At 67.9% G+C, this 17,902-nt stretch carries 11 protein-coding genes (1 of these 11 cut by a window edge); 6 read left to right on the plus strand and 5 right to left on the minus strand.

Annotated features, from left to right (window positions below):
• Positions 1–133: 133 nt before the first annotated feature.
• Entirely contained in the window at positions 134–2,992 is a 2,859-nt protein-coding gene (locus LG334_RS04455) for a sensor histidine kinase (RefSeq protein WP_404383695.1), read from the plus strand.
• Positions 2,993–3,050: 58 nt separating this feature from the next.
• Positions 3,051–3,149 (plus strand): FitA-like ribbon-helix-helix domain-containing protein, encoded by a 99-nt coding sequence (locus tag LG334_RS04460; RefSeq protein WP_404383697.1) that lies wholly within the window; start codon positions 3,051–3,053, stop codon positions 3,147–3,149.
• Between the two features lie 524 nt (positions 3,150–3,673).
• Here LG334_RS04460 and LG334_RS04465 read toward each other — a convergent pair.
• Positions 3,674–4,438: a FadR/GntR family transcriptional regulator gene (locus tag LG334_RS04465; protein ID WP_404383699.1), complete on the minus strand. Its 765-nt coding sequence runs from the start codon at positions 4,436–4,438 to the stop codon at positions 3,674–3,676.
• Between the two features lie 228 nt (positions 4,439–4,666).
• On the opposite strand from LG334_RS04465, the gene ppsA reads away from it, so the two are divergent.
• Complete coding sequence (gene ppsA / locus LG334_RS04470) at positions 4,667–7,051, plus strand: phosphoenolpyruvate synthase (RefSeq protein WP_404383701.1); 2,385 nt, start codon at positions 4,667–4,669, stop codon at positions 7,049–7,051.
• Positions 7,052–7,131: 80 nt separating this feature from the next.
• Here ppsA and greA read toward each other — a convergent pair whose 3' ends face one another.
• From greA to carA, 3 genes are all read right to left on the minus strand, one after another.
• Positions 7,132–7,611 carry a transcription elongation factor GreA gene (greA, locus tag LG334_RS04475; RefSeq protein WP_404383703.1) on the minus strand — a complete coding sequence of 160 codons (480 nt, stop codon included), beginning with the start codon at positions 7,609–7,611 and terminating at the stop codon, positions 7,132–7,134.
• A gap of 74 nt (positions 7,612–7,685) precedes the next feature.
• Entirely contained in the window at positions 7,686–10,931 is a 3,246-nt protein-coding gene (carB, locus tag LG334_RS04480) for a carbamoyl-phosphate synthase large subunit (RefSeq protein WP_404383705.1), read from the minus strand.
• Between the two features lie 144 nt (positions 10,932–11,075).
• A complete protein-coding gene (gene carA, locus LG334_RS04485) occupies positions 11,076–12,251 on the minus strand; it encodes a glutamine-hydrolyzing carbamoyl-phosphate synthase small subunit (RefSeq protein WP_404383707.1) in 1,176 nt (391 codons plus the stop codon).
• A 284-nt stretch (positions 12,252–12,535) separates the two neighbouring features.
• Between carA and LG334_RS04490 the strand changes: the two genes are divergently transcribed.
• From LG334_RS04490 to rpoD, 3 genes are all read left to right on the plus strand, one after another.
• Positions 12,536–13,000 (plus strand): GatB/YqeY domain-containing protein, encoded by a 465-nt coding sequence (locus LG334_RS04490; protein WP_404383709.1) that lies wholly within the window; start codon positions 12,536–12,538, stop codon positions 12,998–13,000.
• Positions 13,001–13,146: 146 nt separating this feature from the next.
• Positions 13,147–15,009: a DNA primase gene (dnaG, locus tag LG334_RS04495; protein ID WP_404383711.1), complete on the plus strand. Its 1,863-nt coding sequence runs from the start codon at positions 13,147–13,149 to the stop codon at positions 15,007–15,009.
• A 142-nt stretch (positions 15,010–15,151) separates the two neighbouring features.
• A complete protein-coding gene (rpoD, locus tag LG334_RS04500; protein WP_404383713.1) occupies positions 15,152–17,215 on the plus strand; it encodes an RNA polymerase sigma factor RpoD in 2,064 nt (687 codons plus the stop codon).
• A 493-nt stretch (positions 17,216–17,708) separates the two neighbouring features.
• Here the strand turns inward: rpoD and LG334_RS04505 are convergent, their stop codons facing one another.
• On the minus strand, positions 17,709–17,902 hold the 3' end of the coding sequence (locus tag LG334_RS04505) for a DnaJ domain-containing protein (protein ID WP_404383715.1). It continues 1,117 nt past the right edge of the window; 194 of the gene's 1,311 nt are visible here — the last part of the coding sequence; its start codon lies off the right edge, out of view; the stop codon is at positions 17,709–17,711.

A 17,902-nucleotide genomic window follows, 5' to 3' on the forward strand; every position in this document is an offset into this window, starting at 1 on the left:
GCGGGGCCTTTCGCGGCACCCGCGCACCGGCATGAAAAATGCAAGCATCCGGTGGGTTTGAGTTTCGTGGGCTTGGGACGGGCAGAGCATGGGCCGGAGTGGGGCTGCATCGACGGATGCCGTTGACCGTAGGGTGGCGCAGGGCGCCGACCGCCTGACGCTGTTCCGCTGGATGTGGCGGTCCTACCTGCGCACGGCGCTGGTGCCGTTGCTGGTGGTGGAACTGACGCTGATCGTCGCCTACTTCGCCACCAACGCGCTCACCAAGGACGCCAACATCGCCGCCATCCGCGAGACCGCGGAGCAGTCCCTGACAGAGGTGGCGCGCCTGAACGCCGGGCTGGCGGCGGAGCGGCTGGCGGCCGTCACCGACCTGACCCGCGTCCTGCAGCGCCGGACGACCGACCTGGTGACGGACCCGCCGACTGTCGACCCGGACGAGGCCGCGCGCTTCACCTTCGACGCCGACGGCATCGTGTACTACACCGACGTGGATACCGGCGGCGCGGCCGGGTTCTATTCGGGCATCGTGCCGGTGGACGAGGCGATGCAGCGCAAGGCGGCGGCGCTGGCGGTGCTCGATCCCGTTTTGCGCGACGTGACCGAGAGCAACGCGCTTGCCGTGCAGGCCTATTACAACACGCGCGACAGCTACAACCGCATCTATCCCTTCTTCGATACGGCGGCGACCTACGCCCAGAAGCTGGATATCCCCAGCTTCAACTTCTATTACGAGGCCGACGCCGCCCATAATCCGTCGCGCGGCGTGGTGTGGACCGACGCCTACGTGGACCCGGCCGGCCAGGGCTGGCTGACCAGCGCCATCGCGCCCGTTTACGACGGCAAGGTGCTTGAGGGCGTGGTGGGCATCGACATCACGCTGAACACAATCGTCGGCCGTGTGCTGGACATCTCCACGCCCTGGGGCGGGCAGGCCGTGCTGATCGGCCGCGACGGCACCATCCTCGCCATGCCGCCGGAGGCCGAGGCGACGCTGGGCCTGGCGGAGGTGGGCGCGCATTCCTACGCCGAGGCGGTGCGCACCAACACCTTCAAGTCCGAGGACTACGCCATCGACCGCGTCGCCGGTCTGTCGGACCTGCCGATCATGGCCGAGGCGGGCGGCGTCGGCACCGCGCGGCTGGGCGGCGAGAGCCATCTGGTCGCGTGGAACGTGGTGCCGGGCGTCGACTGGCACCTGGCGGTCTTCGTGCCCGAGGCGGACCTGTACCAGTCCGCGGTGGCCGTCGGCGACCGGTTCGACCGCCTGGGCCTGGCGATCGTCGGCATCCTGGTGCTGTTCTACATCGCCTTCCTGACGGCGCTCTACTGGGTCGCCCGGCGCAATGCCGCCCGTCTCGCCGCGCCGCTGGAGGACTTGAGCCGGACGGCGGGCCGCATCGCCGAGGGCGCCTTCCATCAGCCCGAGGCCAGCGGGCCGGTGGCCGAGATCACCGACCTGTCGCACGCCGTCGCCCGCATGGGCCGCCAACTGGGCGAGAAGACCGAGCGGCTTGTGGCCGCCTCGCGCTCTCTGGAGGAGAGCGATGCCTTCCGCCGCTCGCTGATCGAGAACCTGCCGGTGCCGGTGGTGTTCTTCGGCGACAACCCCGACGTGGTCATCGCCCACAACAGCGCCTACGACGCCCTGGTGGCCGAACACGGCCACGATGCCGTACGCGACGCCCTGACCCCCATGGCCGCCGACGGCGCCGCGGAGGTGGAGCGCGAGGACATGCTGGAACTGGCTGGCGCGGACGGCCGCTCCCGCCGCTACACCGCCCGCCGCACGCGGCTCTGGCACCTGGGGCGGCGCGGGACGCTGTGCGTGATGTTGGACGTCAGCGTTCTGGAGGAAGCCCGCGCCAGCATCGCCGCCGCCCGCGACCGCGCACTGGAGGCCGCGCGCCTGAAGTCGGAGTTCCTCGCCAAGGTGACGCACGAGTTGCGCACGCCGCTCAACGGCATCATCGGCCTGACCGAACTGATCGAGGGCGAGGCGGACCTGGAGCGCGTGCGGCGCGACACCCGCGCCATCGGCCGCAACGCCCGCAACCTGCTGGCCATCGTGGAGGACCTGCTGGATCTCTCGGCGGTCGAGAGCGGCCAGGTAACCATGGAGGCCGCATGGTTCGCGCCGGCCCGGCTGATCGAGGACGTGCTGGCCGGCTTCCGCATGCAGGCGCGCGAAAAGGGCCTGTCGCTGAAGGCCGAGACCGAGACGCTGGACGGCCTGTCCGTCCACGGCGCCGGGGGGCGCATCCGCCAGGTGCTGTCCAACCTGGTGGGCAACGCCGTCAAGTTCACCGAACACGGCGGCGTGACTGTGCGCGCCACGATGATCGACCGCGACGGCCGCTCCCTTCTGGAGATCCGGGTGGAGGACACCGGGCAAGGCATCGCCGCCGACCGCCTCGAGGACATCTTCCAGCCCTTCCGCCAGGGTGACGACAGCCTGACGCGGCGTTTCGGGGGCGCCGGCCTGGGCCTTGCCATCGCCCGTGAACTCACCGAGCGCATGGGCGGCTCCATCGCCGTCGAAAGCGCGCCCGACGACGGCGCCAGCTTCGTGGTCACCGTGCCGGTCATGCCGCTGACAGGCGAATCGGTGCTCATGCCGCCGGACGGGCGCCTGTCGTGCCTGATGCTGGGGTTCGACGGTGCGACGGAGGCTTTGGTCCGCGCCATCCTGGCGGCCCGCGGCGCCGGCGTCAGCACCGTGCAGACGCCCCTTGAGGCCGAGCAGCGCCTGCGGCGGGGCGAGGCGGCCGCCGCCTGCGTCCGCGTGCACGGCCCCGGCGATGTCGAGACGGTCCGCCGGCTTGCCGCCATCGGCCCCCGCACCCCGGTTTCGGCCGTCCTGTCCGAGGATGACCCGGCCCTGGCGGCGACCCTGCGCCGCCTGGGCGTGCCGACGGTGGCGCAACCGTTGACGGCGGCCAAGGTGGCGTGGCTGCTGGAGCAGAAGAAGGCCTTGCGCTCGGCGTCGTGACGGCGGTGCTGTCACTGACAGCATTCCGCCGCCGCGCCATCTTCCCGGCAGTTACGGCGTGGAGGACAATGCCATGGCGGCGGTGACCATCCGCAACCTGCCCGACAAGACGCGCGAGGCGATCCGCGTCAAGGCGGTGCTGACGTGGCAGCCCTGATCGCACCCGGCGCCGTCATTTCGGCCATCACTTGGCAGAGGTCTTGAGCTGGTATCGACGCGACGGCTGTTCCGCCCAGGCGATCCCCGATCTGCTGGTTGCTGGCGGCCTCGCTGTCGTTCCCTTCGACAACGTTTCCTGCGAGATCCATCTCATACGCGCCGATGATTGAAACCATCGACGCTGGTTCAGACGGCACGCAGCCTTACGCGCCATAAGGCGCGGCGGCCAGTCGGCCTTGCCGGACGACAAGTGTAGGATTTCATGTGTCGTCCGGTATTCGCTGATCCCGCGCGGATGCCACGGGCAGAGCCCCCATTCGCCGAACGAATGGGGGCCCGCCCGGCCGAGTTCGCGCAACCGGGGGGAGGCTTCCGACGGCGCCGCCTGCCGTCGGCCCGGGCGCTGAACTGCGGTCAGTCCTGCATAGGTTTCAGGGGAGTGGCACCTGGGTGCCGTCTCTCTCCTCAATATGCAGACTAACCCAGCGACCGTGCCAGGCGGGGGTTTCATTTGGGAGGGTTCTAATCCGAAAGATCCGGGCTGGCCGGCATGCGGTCCACCGGCGCGTCGATATCCAGGCCGCAGACGTCGTAGCCGCGCTTGAAGTCGACGATGTGCTTGGTCATCCAGGTCTGCACCGTCTCCACGTCGCGGGCGCGCAGGGCGTCGACGATGCGGGTGTGGGCCTCCACCAGGCGGCGGCCGGCGATGGCACCGGTTTCGTCCTTCTCGAACAGTACGTGGACGGCCGGGTAGAACAGCAGCGAGATGGGCTCGCGCGCCAGCAGCAGCGCCTTGTTCTCCGTCGCCTCGGCCACCAGGGCGTGAAACTGCACGTCCAGCGCGGTGATGGAATTGCCGGCGTTCAGCGCCTCTTCCATGGCATCGCGGTTGCGCTCCAGGGAGCTGAGCTTTTCCGGCGTCATCTTCTCGCAGGCGTCCACGGCGGCCTGCGGCTCCAGCACCATGCAGACCTCCCACAGTTCGCGGAAGGTGACGCGCTGCATCACCATGGCGCGGGAAACGCGCGGCGCCAGTTCGGTGTAGTGGGGCAGCGAGACGTGAAGCCGGCGGCCCGCCTCGCGCCGCACCAGGCCCGACTGCTCCAGCAGACGGATGCCCTCGCGCACCGTCGAGCGGTTGACGCCGAACTGCTCTGCCAGGGCGGTTTCGGTGGGAAGCTGGTCGCCCGGGTTCAGGCGCCCGGCCATGATTTCCGTTTCAATGGCCTCGTACACGACCTTGTAGGCCGGGGGGACGTCCAGGCGGGCGAAAGTCTGGGTCATGCCGCGCGCCTCCGATGGAGGGCGGGGCCGCCGCAAGCGGTCATGGGCGATGTCTCCTCAAGGTTCGCCGGGGGCGTGCATGGCGGTCCCTCGACAGCCCCAGGCCGTCGCAGAATAAGGCCTGAGGGGGTCCCGCATCAAGCACGCCCGCGGGGGGCCATTTCAACGCTGCCCTCTACCCGCACGTTGATCGCCCGAGATCGATGACAACCCAAGCCCGAGGACAGCATGACCGACGACGCCCTGACGATCCCGCTGGACCAACTCGGCCGTGACGACGGCGACCGCGTGGGCGGCAAGAACGCATCGCTGGGCGAGATGATCGGCGCCCTGCACGCCCACGGCATCCGCGTGCCCGGCGGCTTCGCCACCACGGCCAATGCCTACCGCACCTTCATTGCCGAGAACACCTTGCGCGACGGCATCACCGAAGCGCTCGCCGGCCTGAAGAACGACGGCTCCAACCTCGCCGCCATCGGCAAGAAGGTGCGCGGCATGATCGAAAAGGCGGAGCTTCCCGCCGCGCTGGCGACCCAGGTGCGCGAGGGGTACTCCCGCCTGAAGTCCGAGACCGGCGAGGACCTGCCGCGCGTCGCCGTGCGGTCGTCGGCCACGGCGGAGGACCTGCCGTCCGCCAGCTTCGCCGGGCAGTTGGAGAGCTTCCTGAACGTCCAGGGCGAGGACGCGCTGTTGAAGGCGGTGAAGGACTGCTTTGCCAGCCTGTTCACCGATCGCGCCATCAGCTACCGCGAGCGCCACGGCTTCGACCACATGCAGGTGGCCGTCTCCGTCGGCGTGCAGCGCATGGTGCGGTCCGACATCGCGGGGTCGGGTGTCATGTTCTCGCTGGATACGGAAAGCGGCTTTCCGGGCGTCGTGCTCATCAACGCCGCCCACGGGCTGGGCGAGACGGTGGTGCAGGGGCAGGTGGAGCCCGACGAGTACCACGTCTTCAAGAAGCTGCTGGACGAGGAGGGCGTGAAGCCCATCGTCTGGCGCAAAAAGGGCCGCAAGGGCGTGAAGATGGTCTTCGACAAGCCGACCAAGACGGTCGACACCAAGCCCGAGGAACAGCGCCGCTGGGTGCTGACCGAGGACGAGGTGATGCAACTCGCGCGCTGGGCGGTGGAGATCGAGAACCACTACGACACGCCCATGGACATGGAATGGGCGAAGGACGGCGAGAGCGGCGAGCTGTACATCGTCCAGGCCCGGCCGGAAACCGTCCACAGCCGCCGCTCCGCCGAGCCCTTGCGCACCTATGCCATGAAGGAGACCGACGCCAAGGTGCTCGCGACCGGCACCGCCATCGGCGCCGCCATCGCCGCCGGCAAGGTCAAGCGGCTGAAAAGCCCCGACGAGCGCGACAAGCTGGAGGAGGGCGACGTGCTGGTCACCGGCATGACGGACCCCGACTGGGTGCCGATCATGAAGAAGGCCAGCGCCATCGTCACCGACCGGGGCGGGCGCACCAGCCACGCCGCCATCGTCAGTCGCGAACTGGGGCTGACCGCCATCGTCGGCGCCGACGACGCGACGGAACGGCTCAAGGACGGGCAGGAGGTCACGGTCTCCTGCGCCGAGGGCGACCAGGGCAAGGTCTACGAGGGCATCCGCGAGTTCGAGGCCACCGAGGTCGACCCCGAGACCATCCCCAAGACCCGCACGCAGGTCATGGTGAACCTCGCCAACCCCACCAGCGCCTATACGTGGTGGAAGCTGCCGGCGGACGGCGTCGGGTTGGCGCGCATGGAGTTCATCATCAACAACATGATCGGCATCCATCCCATGGCGCTGTGCCATTTCGACCAGGTGGAGGACAAGGAGGCCAAGCAGAAGATCACCGAGCTGACGGCCGACTACGACGATCGCACGGAATACTTCGTCGACCGGCTGTCGCTGGGTGTGGCGCGCATCGCGGCGGCCTTCTATCCCAACCCCGTCATCCTGCGCATGAGCGACTTCAAGACCAACGAATACGCCGACCTCATCGGCGGCGCCCAGTTCGAGCAGGACGAGGCCAACCCCATGCTCGGCTGGCGCGGGGCGAGCCGCTACTACGACGACCGCTACCGCGAGGGCTTCGCGCTGGAGTGCAGGGCGGTGACGCGCGCGCGGGAGGAGATGGGGCTGACCAACATCAAGGTCATGATCCCCTTCTGCCGCACCCCCGACGAGGCCGACCGGGTGCTGGAGGAATTGGCCGCCCACAACCTGATCCGCGGCCGCAAGGGCCTGGAGGTCTACGTGATGGCGGAAATCCCGTCCAACGTCATCCTGGCCGACCAGTTCGCCAGCCGCGTCGACGGCTTCTCCATCGGGTCCAACGACCTGACGCAGCTTGTGCTGGGCCTGGACCGCGACAACGACCGCCTGGGTCATCTGTTCCGGGCGGAGGACCCGGCGGTGGCGCGCTTCATCGGGCAGTTGATCCACGCCGGCCGCGACGCCGGCGTGAAGGTGGGCATCTGCGGCCAGGCGCCCAGCGACCACCCGGAGTTCGCACAGTTCCTGGTGGAACAGGGCATCACGTCCATTTCGGTGACGCCCGACAGCTTCCTGGACGTGAAGTGCAACATCGCGGAGATGGAGGCGCGGAACGGCGGGGGGTGAACCCCACCCAATAAAAACGCCGCCGCCCCGGATGCACCGGAGCGGCGGTGTTTTTCGTCGGCGGCCGAGGCGCAGCGCCCTCAGAGGTCGGCGAACTTCACCTCGACCACTTCGTAGGAGCGCGAGCCGCCCGGCGCGGTCACTTCCACGCTGTCGCCCTCGGTCTTGCCCACGAGAGCCTTGGCGATGGGCGACTGAATGGAGATGCGGCCGTTCTTCAGGTCGGCCTCGTAGGGGCCGACGATGTGGTAGGTCACTTCCTCGTCCGTGTCCTCGTCGGCCAGCGTCACCAGGGCGCCGAAGCGGATGGTTTCCCCGGACATCTTGGACACGTCGATGACGTCGGCGCGGCCGATCACGTCCTCGAGTTCCGAAATGCGGCCCTCGATGAAGCTCTGGCGCTCGCGCGCGGCGTGGTACTCGGCGTTCTCGGACAGGTCACCGTGCTCGCGCGCCTCGGCGATGGCCTTGATGACCCCGGGACGGTCCACCGAACGCAACTGCTTCAACTCCTGCTCAAGAAGGGTCAGGCCCTTCCGAGTCATGGGAACCTTCTCCATTCGAGAACCCCTGGAAAAATGCAAAAAAACAAAAAAGCGACGGGGCGCGGCAAGGACCCGCCCCGTCACGATGGCTACCCAAAATAGGACTGAAGCGATGCCACATCAAGCGCCCCGCGCTTCACGGCCTCGATCGCGTCCACCGCGGCTTGCGCGCCGGGGATGGTGGTGTAGTGCGCGATGTTGCGCGTGAGCGCCGTCTGGCGGATGTCGAAACTGTCCTTCAGCGCCTGTGCGCCCTCGGTGGTGTTGACCACCACATGCACGTCACCCGACACCATGCGGTCGACGCAGTGCGGCCGGCCCTCGGTCTTCTTGTTGACCTTTTCCACCTGCACGCCGTTCTCGGCCAGGAAGGCCGCCGTGCCGCTGGTGGCCATCAGGGTGAAGCCCAGGTCGACGAACTTGCGCGCCACCTCCAGCGCGGCCGGCTTGTCGCCGTCGCGCACCGACAGGAACACCGTGCCCTGAAGCGGCAGGCGGACGCCGGCGCCGATCTGCGACTTGGCGAAGGCGCGCTTGAAGTCGGTGTCGATGCCCATGACCTCGCCGGTCGACTTCATCTCGGGGCCGAGCACGATGTCGACGCCGGGGAAGCGGGCGAACGGGAACACGGCCTCCTTCACGGCGACATGCTTCGGACGCGCCATTTCCGGCAGGTCGAAGTCGTCCAGGCGTTCGCCCGCCATGACGCGCGCGGCGATTTTCGCGATCGGGCGCCCGGTGGCCTTGGCGACGAAGGGCACCGTACGGCTGGCGCGCGGGTTGACCTCCAGGATGAAGACGGTGCCGTTCTGCACGGCGAACTGCACGTTCATCAGGCCGACGACGCTAAGGCCCTCGGCCAGCTTCTGGGTCTGGACCTTCAGTTCCTCCACCGCCTCGTCGGACAGCGAGTACGGCGGCAGCGAGCACGCGGAGTCGCCCGAGTGCACGCCGGCTTCCTCGATGTGCTGCATGACGCCGGCCACATAGACGCGGGTGCCGTCGCAGATGGCGTCCACGTCCACCTCGATGGCGCCGGCCAGGTAGTGGTCGAGCAGCACCGGGTCCTTGCCCGAGACCACCACGGCCTCGTGCATGTAGCGGTTCAGGTCCGCCTCGTCATAGACGATGCGCATGGCCCGCCCGCCCAGCACGAAGGACGGGCGCACGACCACCGGGTAGCCCACGTCCTTGGCGACGGCGCGGGCTTCCTCGACGCTGCGGGCCAGGCCGTTGGGCGGCTGCTTCAGGCCCAGCTTGTGGAGAAGCTGCTGGAAGCGCTCGCGGTCCTCGGCCAGGTCGATGGCGTCCGGGCTGGTGCCCAGGATGGGAATGCCGGCATCCTCCAGCGCATGCGCCAGCTTCAGCGGGGTCTGGCCGCCGAACTGGACGATGACGCCGTGAACGCTGCCCACGGACTGCTCGACGCGGATCAGCTCGATCACGTCCTCGGCCGTCAGCGGCTCGAAGTACAGGCGGTCGGAGGTGTCGTAGTCGGTGGAGACGGTCTCGGGGTTGCAGTTGACCATGATCGTCTCATACCCCGCGTCGTCCAGCGCGTAGGCGGCATGGACGCAGCAGTAGTCGAACTCGATGCCCTGGCCGATGCGGTTGGGACCGCCTCCCAGGATGACCACCTTCTTCCGGTCGGTGGGCTTGCTCTCGCATTCGGGCTTCTGCAGGCCGTCGCCCTCGTAGCACGAGTACATGTAGGGCGTGTCGGAAGGGAACTCGCCGGCGCAGGTGTCGATGCGCTTGTAGACCGGGCGCACGTCCAGCGTTTCGCGGCGTTCGCGCACGGCCGTCGCGGTGGTGTCGGCCAGTTCCGCCAGGCGCTCGTCGGAGAAGCCGAGCTTCTTCAGGCGCAGCAGGCCGGCCGCGTTGTCGGGCAGCCCGTCCTTGCGCACCTCGGTCTCGGCGTCGACGATCGTTTTGATCTGCGCCAGGAACCAGGGGTCGTAATGGGTGACGGCCTGGATTTCGCTCGGCGTGAAGCCGTGGCGCATGGCCTGGGCGATGGTCAGGATGCGATCCGGGCGCGGCTGGGCGAGGGCTGCGCGGATGGAGTCGCGGTTCGCCCCGTCCTCGGCGCCCTCGATCACGATCTCGTTCAGGCCCGTCAGGCCGGTTTCCAGCGAGCGCAGGCCCTTCTGGAGGCTTTCGGCGAAGGTGCGGCCGACGCTCATGGCCTCGCCGACGGACTTCATGGAGGTGGTCAGCAGCGCCTCGGCGTCGGGGAACTTCTCGAAGGTGAAGCGCGGGATCTTGGTGACCACGTAGTCGATGGTCGGCTCGAAGCTGGCGGGCGTGCAGCCGGTGATGTCGTTGGTCAGCTCATCGAGCGTGTAGCCGACGGCCAGCTTGGCGGCGACCTTGGCGATGGGGAAGCCGGTGGCCTTGGAGGCCAGCGCCGACGAGCGCGAGACGCGCGGGTTCATCTCGATGACGACCATGCGGCCGTCTTCCGGGTTGACCGCGAACTGGACGTTGGAGCCGCCGGTGTCGACGCCGATCTCGCGCAGCACCGCGAGGCTCGCGTCGCGCATGATCTGGTATTCCTTGTCGGTCAGCGTCAGCGCCGGGGCCACGGTGACGGAGTCGCCCGTGTGCACGCCCATGGGGTCGATGTTCTCGATGGAGCAGATGATGATGCAGTTGTCCGCCTTGTCGCGGACGACCTCCATCTCGTACTCCTTCCAGCCCAGCACGCTTTCCTCGACCAGCACTTCGGTGGTCGGGCTGGCGGCCAGGCCGTTGGCGACGATCTTTTCGTATTCGTCCTTGTTGTAGGCGATGCCGCCGCCCTGGCCGCCCAGCGTGAAGGACGGGCGGATGATCGCCGGCAGGCCGACGAACTCCAGCGCGTTGGCCGCTTCCGACATGGTGTTGACGACGATGGACTTGGGGCTTTCCAGGCCGATCTTGTCCATGGCCTCGCGGAACAGCTGGCGGTCCTCCGCCTTTTCGATGACGTCGCGGCGGGCGGCGATCATCTCCACGCCGAACTTCTCCAGCGTGCCGTCCTCGGACAGCTTCATGGCGGTGTTCAGCGCCGTCTGGCCGCCCATGGTGGGCAGAAGGGCGTCCGGGCGCTCCTTCTCGATGATCTTGGCGACCATCTCGGGCGTGATCGGCTCCACATACGTGGCGTCCGCCATGTTGGGATCGGTCATGATGGTGGCGGGGTTGGAGTTCACCAGGATGACCCGGTAGCCCTCTTCCCGCAGCGCCTTGCAGGCCTGGGCGCCGGAGTAGTCGAACTCGCAGGCCTGGCCGATGACGATGGGACCGGCGCCGATGATGAGGATGGACTGGATGTCTGTGCGTTTGGGCATGGCGTCGGGCTCTCACTCTCCGGGGACGGCGGCGCGCCGGGCGGCGCTGCGGCGCGTGAACGTGGATGCGGTCTTTGTTTGTGCGGCGGGGCGGCGCGTTGTGCAAGGCGCCGCCCCGTCGGGATCATGCTATGCGGGCGGGCCTCAGCCCTTGGCTTCGTCCATCAGGTCGGTGAAGCGCTTGAAGAGGTAGTGGCTGTCCTGCGGGCCCGGGCTGGCCTCGGGGTGGTACTGCACCGAGAAGATCGGCTTGCCCTCTACCGCAATGCCCTCCACCGAGTTGTCGAACAGCGAGACGTGGGTTTCCACCACGCCGGCGGGCAGGGTGGCGCGGTCGACGCCGAAGCCGTGGTTCTGGCTGGTGATCTCCACCTTGCCGGTCTTCAGGTCCTTGACCGGCTGGTTCGATCCGCGGTGGCCCTTGTCCATCTTGTAGGTCTTGGCACCCAGCGCCAGCGACAGAAGCTGGTGGCCCAGGCAGATGCCGAACAGCGGCTTGCCGGTCTTGACGATCTCCTGCAGCACCGGCACGGCGTATTCGCCGGTCGCGGCCGGATCGCCAGGGCCGTTGGACAGGAAGACGCCGTCAGGGTTGTGGCGCAGAATGTCCTCGGCCGTGGCGGTGGCGGGGACCACGGTCACCTCGCAGCCCTGGTCGGCCAGGCTGCGCAGGATGTTCTTCTTGGCGCCGTAGTCGACGGCGACCACCTTGTACTTCGGCTCGGTCAGGGTGCCGTAGCCGTCCTTCAGGCTCCAGCGCGTCTGCGACCACTGGTAGGTCTGGGCGCAGGTGACGTCCTTGGCGAGGTCCATGCCCTCAAGCCCCGGCCACGCCTTGGCCATGGCGACCAGCGCCGGGATGTCGAACACGCCGTCCGGGTGGTGGGCGATGACGCCGTTGGGTGCGCCATGGTCGCGGATGCGTCGCGTGACGGCGCGCGTGTCAATGCCGGTCACGCCGATCAGGTTCATGGAGCGCAGCCAGTCCGACAGGTGCTGCGCGGCGCGCCAGTTGCTGGGCTCGGTGATGTCGGCGCGCAGGATGCAGCCGCGTGCGGCCGGCGTCGTCGCCTCCATGTCTTCCGGATTGGCGCCGACGTTGCCCACGTGCGGGAAGGTGAAGGTGATGATCTGGCCGGCGAAGGAGGCGTCGGTCATCGTCTCCTGATAACCGGTGAGGCCGGTGCTGAACACGACCTCGCCCACCTGGTCGCCGGTGGCGCCGACTCCGCGGCCCCAGAAGACGGTGCCGTCTGCAAGGACGACCGCGGCGGTCGCGCCGGCGGGCTGCGGGGCGGAGGAGGCGGTGGTGTCTGACATGGATGCGTCCCAACTTGCGTGTCGCTGGCGCCCGCGCAGCCGAAAGGCGCTCTCTTCCGTCTATCCAGGCGCGACCCTTTGGGGCCGGCAACAGGCGTGTGGCTGCGGAAGAGGGCGCGAATTCGCGGCTGCGGGCAAATTGGCGGCTTTGTAAGGGTTCGCCGCCGCCCTGTCAAGAAAGCGGTTTAAGTCTTTATTTTCAACGACTTAGCATGTCTTGCCGGGGGCGGCCCGTTGGTGTAATGTCGGTCACTTCCCCGAAAGCTTCAAGAGGCCCTTGCCCAATGTTGCGCTCTGACCTGCAGGACGCGTTGAAGGAAGCCATGCGCGCCAAGGATTCCAGCGGCGTGGCGACCATCCGCCTGATCATGGCCGCGCTGAAGGATCGCGACATCGCCGCCCGTTCGAAGGGCCAGATGGACGGCATCTCCGACGACGAAATCCTTCAGATGCTGCAAAGCATGATCAAGCAGCGCCGCGAAAGCATTCAGATGTATGAACAGGGCGGGCGCCTGGAACTGGCCGAGCGCGAAAAGGCCGAGATCGAGTGGATCGCCAAGTTCCTGCCCAGGCAGATGACCGAGGACGAGGCCGCCGCCGCCGTCGACTCCGCCATCGCCGACCTGGACGCCTCCGGCCTCAAGGACATGGGCCGCGTCATGGCCGCCCTGCGCGAGCGCCACGCCGGCCAGATGGACTTCGGCAAGGCGTCGGGCATCGTCAAGCAGAAGCTCCAGGCCGCCGGCTGACCGGCGCCGCATCCGCCGTCCTTTCCGTTAACCGGCTGGTGAGGCGGGCGCGCTAGCCCTATATGCGCTGACCCGCTTCCCCCATGCCGTTTTCGCGCGGCCCCCTGTCCTCGGGGTCGCCGTGGTGTCGAAAGGCCGCCCGTTCCATGGCTCTGCCGCCCCGTTTCCTAGAAGAGCTGCGCAGCCGCACCAGCATCGTCGATGTGGTGGGGCGCAAGGTGAAGCTCATCAAGGCCGGGCGCGGCGAGTACAAGGGCCTGTGCCCTTTTCACGGCGAGAAGACGCCCAGCTTCACGGTCAGCGAGGACAAGGGCTTCTACCACTGCTTCGGGTGTCAGGCGAACGGCGACGTGCTCGATTTCGAGATGCAGTCGCGCGGCCTGTCCTTCATGGAGGCCGTTGAGGCTCTTGCCGCCGAGGCGGGGATGGAGGTGCCCAAGGCCTCCCCGCGCGAGGTGGAAAAAGCCAAGCGCCAGGCCACCCTGCAAGAGGTGGTGGAGGCCGCCTGCCGCTTTTTTCAGGAGGCGCTGAAACGGCCCGAAGGCGCGGCGGCGCTCGACTACCTGCGCGGCCGCGGCCTGTCGGACGAGACCATCCGCCGCTTCCGCCTGGGCTATGCCCCGCCGCCGGGCGCCCTGACGCGCCACCTGGCCGGGCAGGGCATCCAGGAGCGCCAGATGGTCGAGGCGGGGCTGCTCAAGCGCCGCGACGACGGCCGCGTGGTCGACTACTTCCGCGACCGGGTGATGTTCCCCATCACCGACCGGCGCGGCCGGGTCATCGCCTTCGGCGGCCGCGTCATGGGCGACGGCCAGCCGAAATACCTCAACAGCCCCGATTCGGACGTCTTCCACAAGGGAAGCGTACTTTATAATCTTGCGCTCGCGCGCGAGGCGGCGCGGGACACGGCGCGGGTGGTCGTCGCCGAGGGCTACATGGACGTCATCGCCATGGCCCAGTTCGGCCTGCACGAGGCGGTGGCGCCGCTGGGCACGGCGATCACCGAGCACCAGGTCCAGGAATTGTGGCGCCTGTGCCCCGAGCCGGTGCTGTGCCTGGACGGCGACGCCGCCGGCATCCGTGCCGCCCGCAAGGCCGCCGAGCGCGCGCTGCCCATGCTCAAGCCGGGATACTCCCTGCGCTTTGCCCTGGTCACCGGCGCCAAGGACCCCGACGAGCTGCTCAAGGCCGAGGGGCGCGAGGGCCTGGACAAGGTGCTGGACGCCGCCGCGCCGCTGTCGGACATCCTGTGGCGCAACGCGCTGGCCGAGCACCAGGTGGATACGCCGGAGCGCCGCGCGGCCCTTGAGGCCAACCTGATGACCATGGCCGAGACCATCCAGGACGGCACCGTCCAGATGGCCTACAAGCGCGAGTTCCGCGACCGCCTGTTCCAGTTCTTCCGCGAGCGCCGCTTCCAGGGCCGTTCCCAGGGCGGCGGCGGGCGGGCGGCCGGGGGGCGGCGCAACGGCAAGGGCCGCTGGGACGCCCCCGAAATGGTGGCGCCCGCGCCGCTGACTCCCCCGCCCTCGGCGGCGGTGCGGCGGCAGCGGATCCTTGTGGCGGCGGCGGTGACGCATCCCGAGTTGTTCGACCACATCGGCGAGCGGCTGGGGTCCGTGCAGTGCGACGAGGCGGCCGTGGAGCGTCTGCGCCAACGGCTTCTTCTGCTGCTTTCGACCGAGTCGGGGCTTGACTTCGACGGCGTGTCACGCCACTTACGGCGGGATGGACTGGAAGAGACCCTGAACTTTCTCCTGAGTTCCAACGTGTACGCCCACGCTTCGTTTGCACGACCCGACGCGCCGACCGAGAGGGCCATGAGTGGATGGGACCACACGTTCGAACAGGGACAGCAGCAGGATTTCAGGGCGGACGTCATGCGCGCCGGCGCGGCCTATGCGGGCCAGACCGATGATCAGGCTGCGTCCGAACAGGCGCTGTCACGGCTGAAGGCTTTGTTTTTCCAGGACATGCGGCGGATCAGCGAGGATCCGCTCGACGATTGATGCGGGGCGGCTCATGCCCCGCCGCGTGAGGTGGCGCTCGGGTCGGCGAAGACCTTATTACCCCGGTGCCGATGGGACAGAAGAGCGGACCGTCTGACGACGTGTGCGGTTCGCGGACCGGTTCGTTAAGGAGCGGATACGAATGGCGACAAAGACGGCGAACGCGGCAGAAAACTCCGAATCGACCGAAGAGAATACCGATGGTCCGCTGCTGGACACCATAAACGCCGCCGTCAAAAAGCTGGTCGCGAAGGGCAAGGAGCGCGGCTTCGTCACCTATGACGAGCTGAACGCCGCCCTGCCGTCCGACGACGTGTCCTCCGAGCAGATCGAGGACACGATGTCCATGCTCTCGGAAATGGGCGTGAACGTCATCGAGGGCGAGGACGACGTCGAGACCAGCAGCACCTCGGGCGGTGAGGAGGAGGACAGCAAGTCCGGCAACGTCAGCGAGGAAGACATCGGCCGCACCGACGATCCCGTGCGCATGTACCTGCGCGAGATGGGCTCGGTGGAGTTGCTGTCGCGCGAGGGCGAAATCGCCATCGCCAAGCGCATCGAGGCCGGCCGCGAGATGATGATCGGCGGCATCTGCGAGAGCCCGCTGACCATCCGCGCCCTGCTCGAGTGGCATGACGCCCTGCTCGAGGGCAAGATGCTGCTGCGCGACATCATCGACCTGGAAACCACCTACGGCAGCGGCCCCGGCGGCGAAGATCTGGACGAGGTGGAGGCCGAGGACGAGGAAGAAGAGGCCGAGGTCGCCGAGGCCCCCGCACCCGCCGCCAAGGGCGACGGCAAGGGCGGTGCCCAGGTCATCGCCCACCCCGCCAAGGAAAGCCAGGAGGCCAAGAAGGCCGACGGTGCCGATGAAGAGGGCGAGGCCAAGGAAGGCGCTGCCGAGGGCGAGGACGAGGACGACAGCGAGGCCGACACCTCCGTCTCGCTGGCCGTCATGGAAGCCCAGCTCATGCCCAAGGTCGTCGAGACCTTCGAGCAGATCGCGGCGACCTACGGCAAGCTGAAGAAGCTTCAGGACCAGCGCCTGGCCGCGCTCGGCAAGGGCGATACGGTTTCAGCCGCGCAGGAAAAGAAGTACGAGAAGACCCGCGCCGAACTCGTCGACCTGATGGAAGACGTGCACCTCAACAGCAACCGCATCGAGGGGCTGGTGGAGCGTCTGAACGACCTCAACCGCCGCATCATGGGGCTGGAGGGCAAGCTGCTGCGCCTGGCCGTCAGCAGCAAGGTCAAGCGCGAGGAATTCCTGCAGTCCTACTTCGGCTACGAGTTGGACCCCAACTGGCTGGAGACCGTGGCGCAGCGCCCCGGGAAGGGCTGGAAGGACTTTGCCGTCAAGCATGAGGCGGAAGTCAACCGCATCCGCGGCGAGATCGCCCTGGTCGCCGAAGAGGCCGGCCAGCCGATCTCGGAATTCCGCCGCATCGTCCAGACCGTGCAGAAGGGCGAGCGCGAGGCGACCCGCGCCAAGAAGGAGATGATCGAGGCCAACCTGCGTCTCGTGATCTCCATTGCCAAGAAGTACACGAACCGCGGCCTGCAGTTCCTGGACCTCATCCAGGAAGGCAACATCGGCCTGATGAAGGCCGTGGACAAGTTCGAGTACCGGCGCGGCTACAAGTTCTCGACCTATGCCACGTGGTGGATCCGGCAGGCCATCACGCGCTCGATCGCCGACCAGGCGCGGACCATCCGCATCCCGGTCCACATGATCGAAACCATCAACAAGCTGGTCCGCACCAGCCGCCAGATGCTCCACGAGATCGGCCGCGAGCCGACCCCGGAGGAACTGGCCGAAAAGCTTCAGATGCCGCTGGAGAAGGTGCGCAAGGTCCTGAAGATCGCCAAGGAACCCATCTCCCTCGAAACGCCCATCGGCGACGAGGAGGACAGCCACCTGGGCGACTTCATCGAGGACAAGAACGCCGTGCAGCCGCTGGATGCCGCCATCCAGGGCAACCTGCGCGAGACCTGCACGCGAATCCTGGCCACCCTTACCCCGCGCGAGGAACGGGTTCTGCGCATGCGCTTCGGCATCGGCATGAACACGGACCATACGCTGGAAGAGGTCGGCCAGCAGTTCAACGTCACCCGCGAGCGCATCCGCCAGATCGAGGCGAAGGCGCTGCGCAAGCTCAAGCACCCCAGTCGCTCGCGCAAGCTGCGCAGCTTCCTGGACAGCTGAGGCCGGGCGCGATTCGGAAACAGGGCGGTGCTCTTCGGGGCGCCGCCCTTTTTCGTGGGTGGGCGGCCGGCGGTGGTGCCGCGAGGGCCGCAAGGGCACGAAGCCGATGTTCCGGCGGTTGTATTATCGCTTCATTGATCGGCGATTGTGTGGGGGAACCACCAAGACACCAAGGCACCAAGGCAGCGCGCGAAGGCGCGCTCTCCTTCATTCCTGGCGGCCGTTTCGCCCGGTCTGTGAAGTGGTGATGATCATGGGATGGAGGGAGCGCGAGGGAGGCCGCGCCTCCTTCGCATTTCCATTCCGGCGCAGCCGGAAAAGCGCCTTCGTGCCTTTGTGGCGCTCCCCGCACCACCGCCGGGCTCTTATCCGCGTCGATGAATGAATTCATCGGCGCTGCGTTCATACGGCACGCAGCCTTACGCGCCATGCCGCGCGGTGGCCGGTCGGCCTCGCCGGACGACGAACGTACGGTTTCAGGTGTCGTCCGGTATCACGGGTTGATCCCGTCTTCCTCGGCCCATCGCCGCAGGCCGCCGGCGTCGACGAAGCCGGTCGTGCCGTCGCTGGTCAGCACGCGCGCCCAGTCGCCGTCGGGGGAGAGTTCCTTGACGACCACGGTGGTTCCTTCCGCCAGCGAGGCGGCCACGCGGTAGGCGGCGCCGGGCCCTGTGCGGACGGTGAGGC

This window comes from Caenispirillum salinarum (assembly GCF_044803115.1).
GTDB lineage: Bacteria > Pseudomonadota > Alphaproteobacteria > Rhodospirillales > Rhodospirillaceae > Caenispirillum > Caenispirillum salinarum_A.

What these genes read in the sequence shown, in the direction of transcription:
- rpoD (WP_404383713.1), top strand. Translation starts at nt 15,152, where the DNA reads ATGGCGACAAAGACGGCGAACGCGGCAGAAAACTCCGAATCGACCGAA.
- carA (WP_404383707.1), bottom strand. Translation starts at nt 12,251, where the DNA reads ATGTCAGACACCACCGCCTCCTCCGCCCCGCAGCCCGCCGGCGCGACC.
- LG334_RS04465 (WP_404383699.1), bottom strand. Translation starts at nt 4,438, where the DNA reads ATGACCCAGACTTTCGCCCGCCTGGACGTCCCCCCGGCCTACAAGGTC.
- ppsA (WP_404383701.1), top strand. Translation starts at nt 4,667, where the DNA reads ATGACCGACGACGCCCTGACGATCCCGCTGGACCAACTCGGCCGTGAC.
- greA (WP_404383703.1), bottom strand. Translation starts at nt 7,611, where the DNA reads ATGGAGAAGGTTCCCATGACTCGGAAGGGCCTGACCCTTCTTGAGCAG.
- carB (WP_404383705.1), bottom strand. Translation starts at nt 10,931, where the DNA reads ATGCCCAAACGCACAGACATCCAGTCCATCCTCATCATCGGCGCCGGT.
- dnaG (WP_404383711.1), top strand. Translation starts at nt 13,147, where the DNA reads ATGGCTCTGCCGCCCCGTTTCCTAGAAGAGCTGCGCAGCCGCACCAGC.
- LG334_RS04490 (WP_404383709.1), top strand. Translation starts at nt 12,536, where the DNA reads ATGTTGCGCTCTGACCTGCAGGACGCGTTGAAGGAAGCCATGCGCGCC.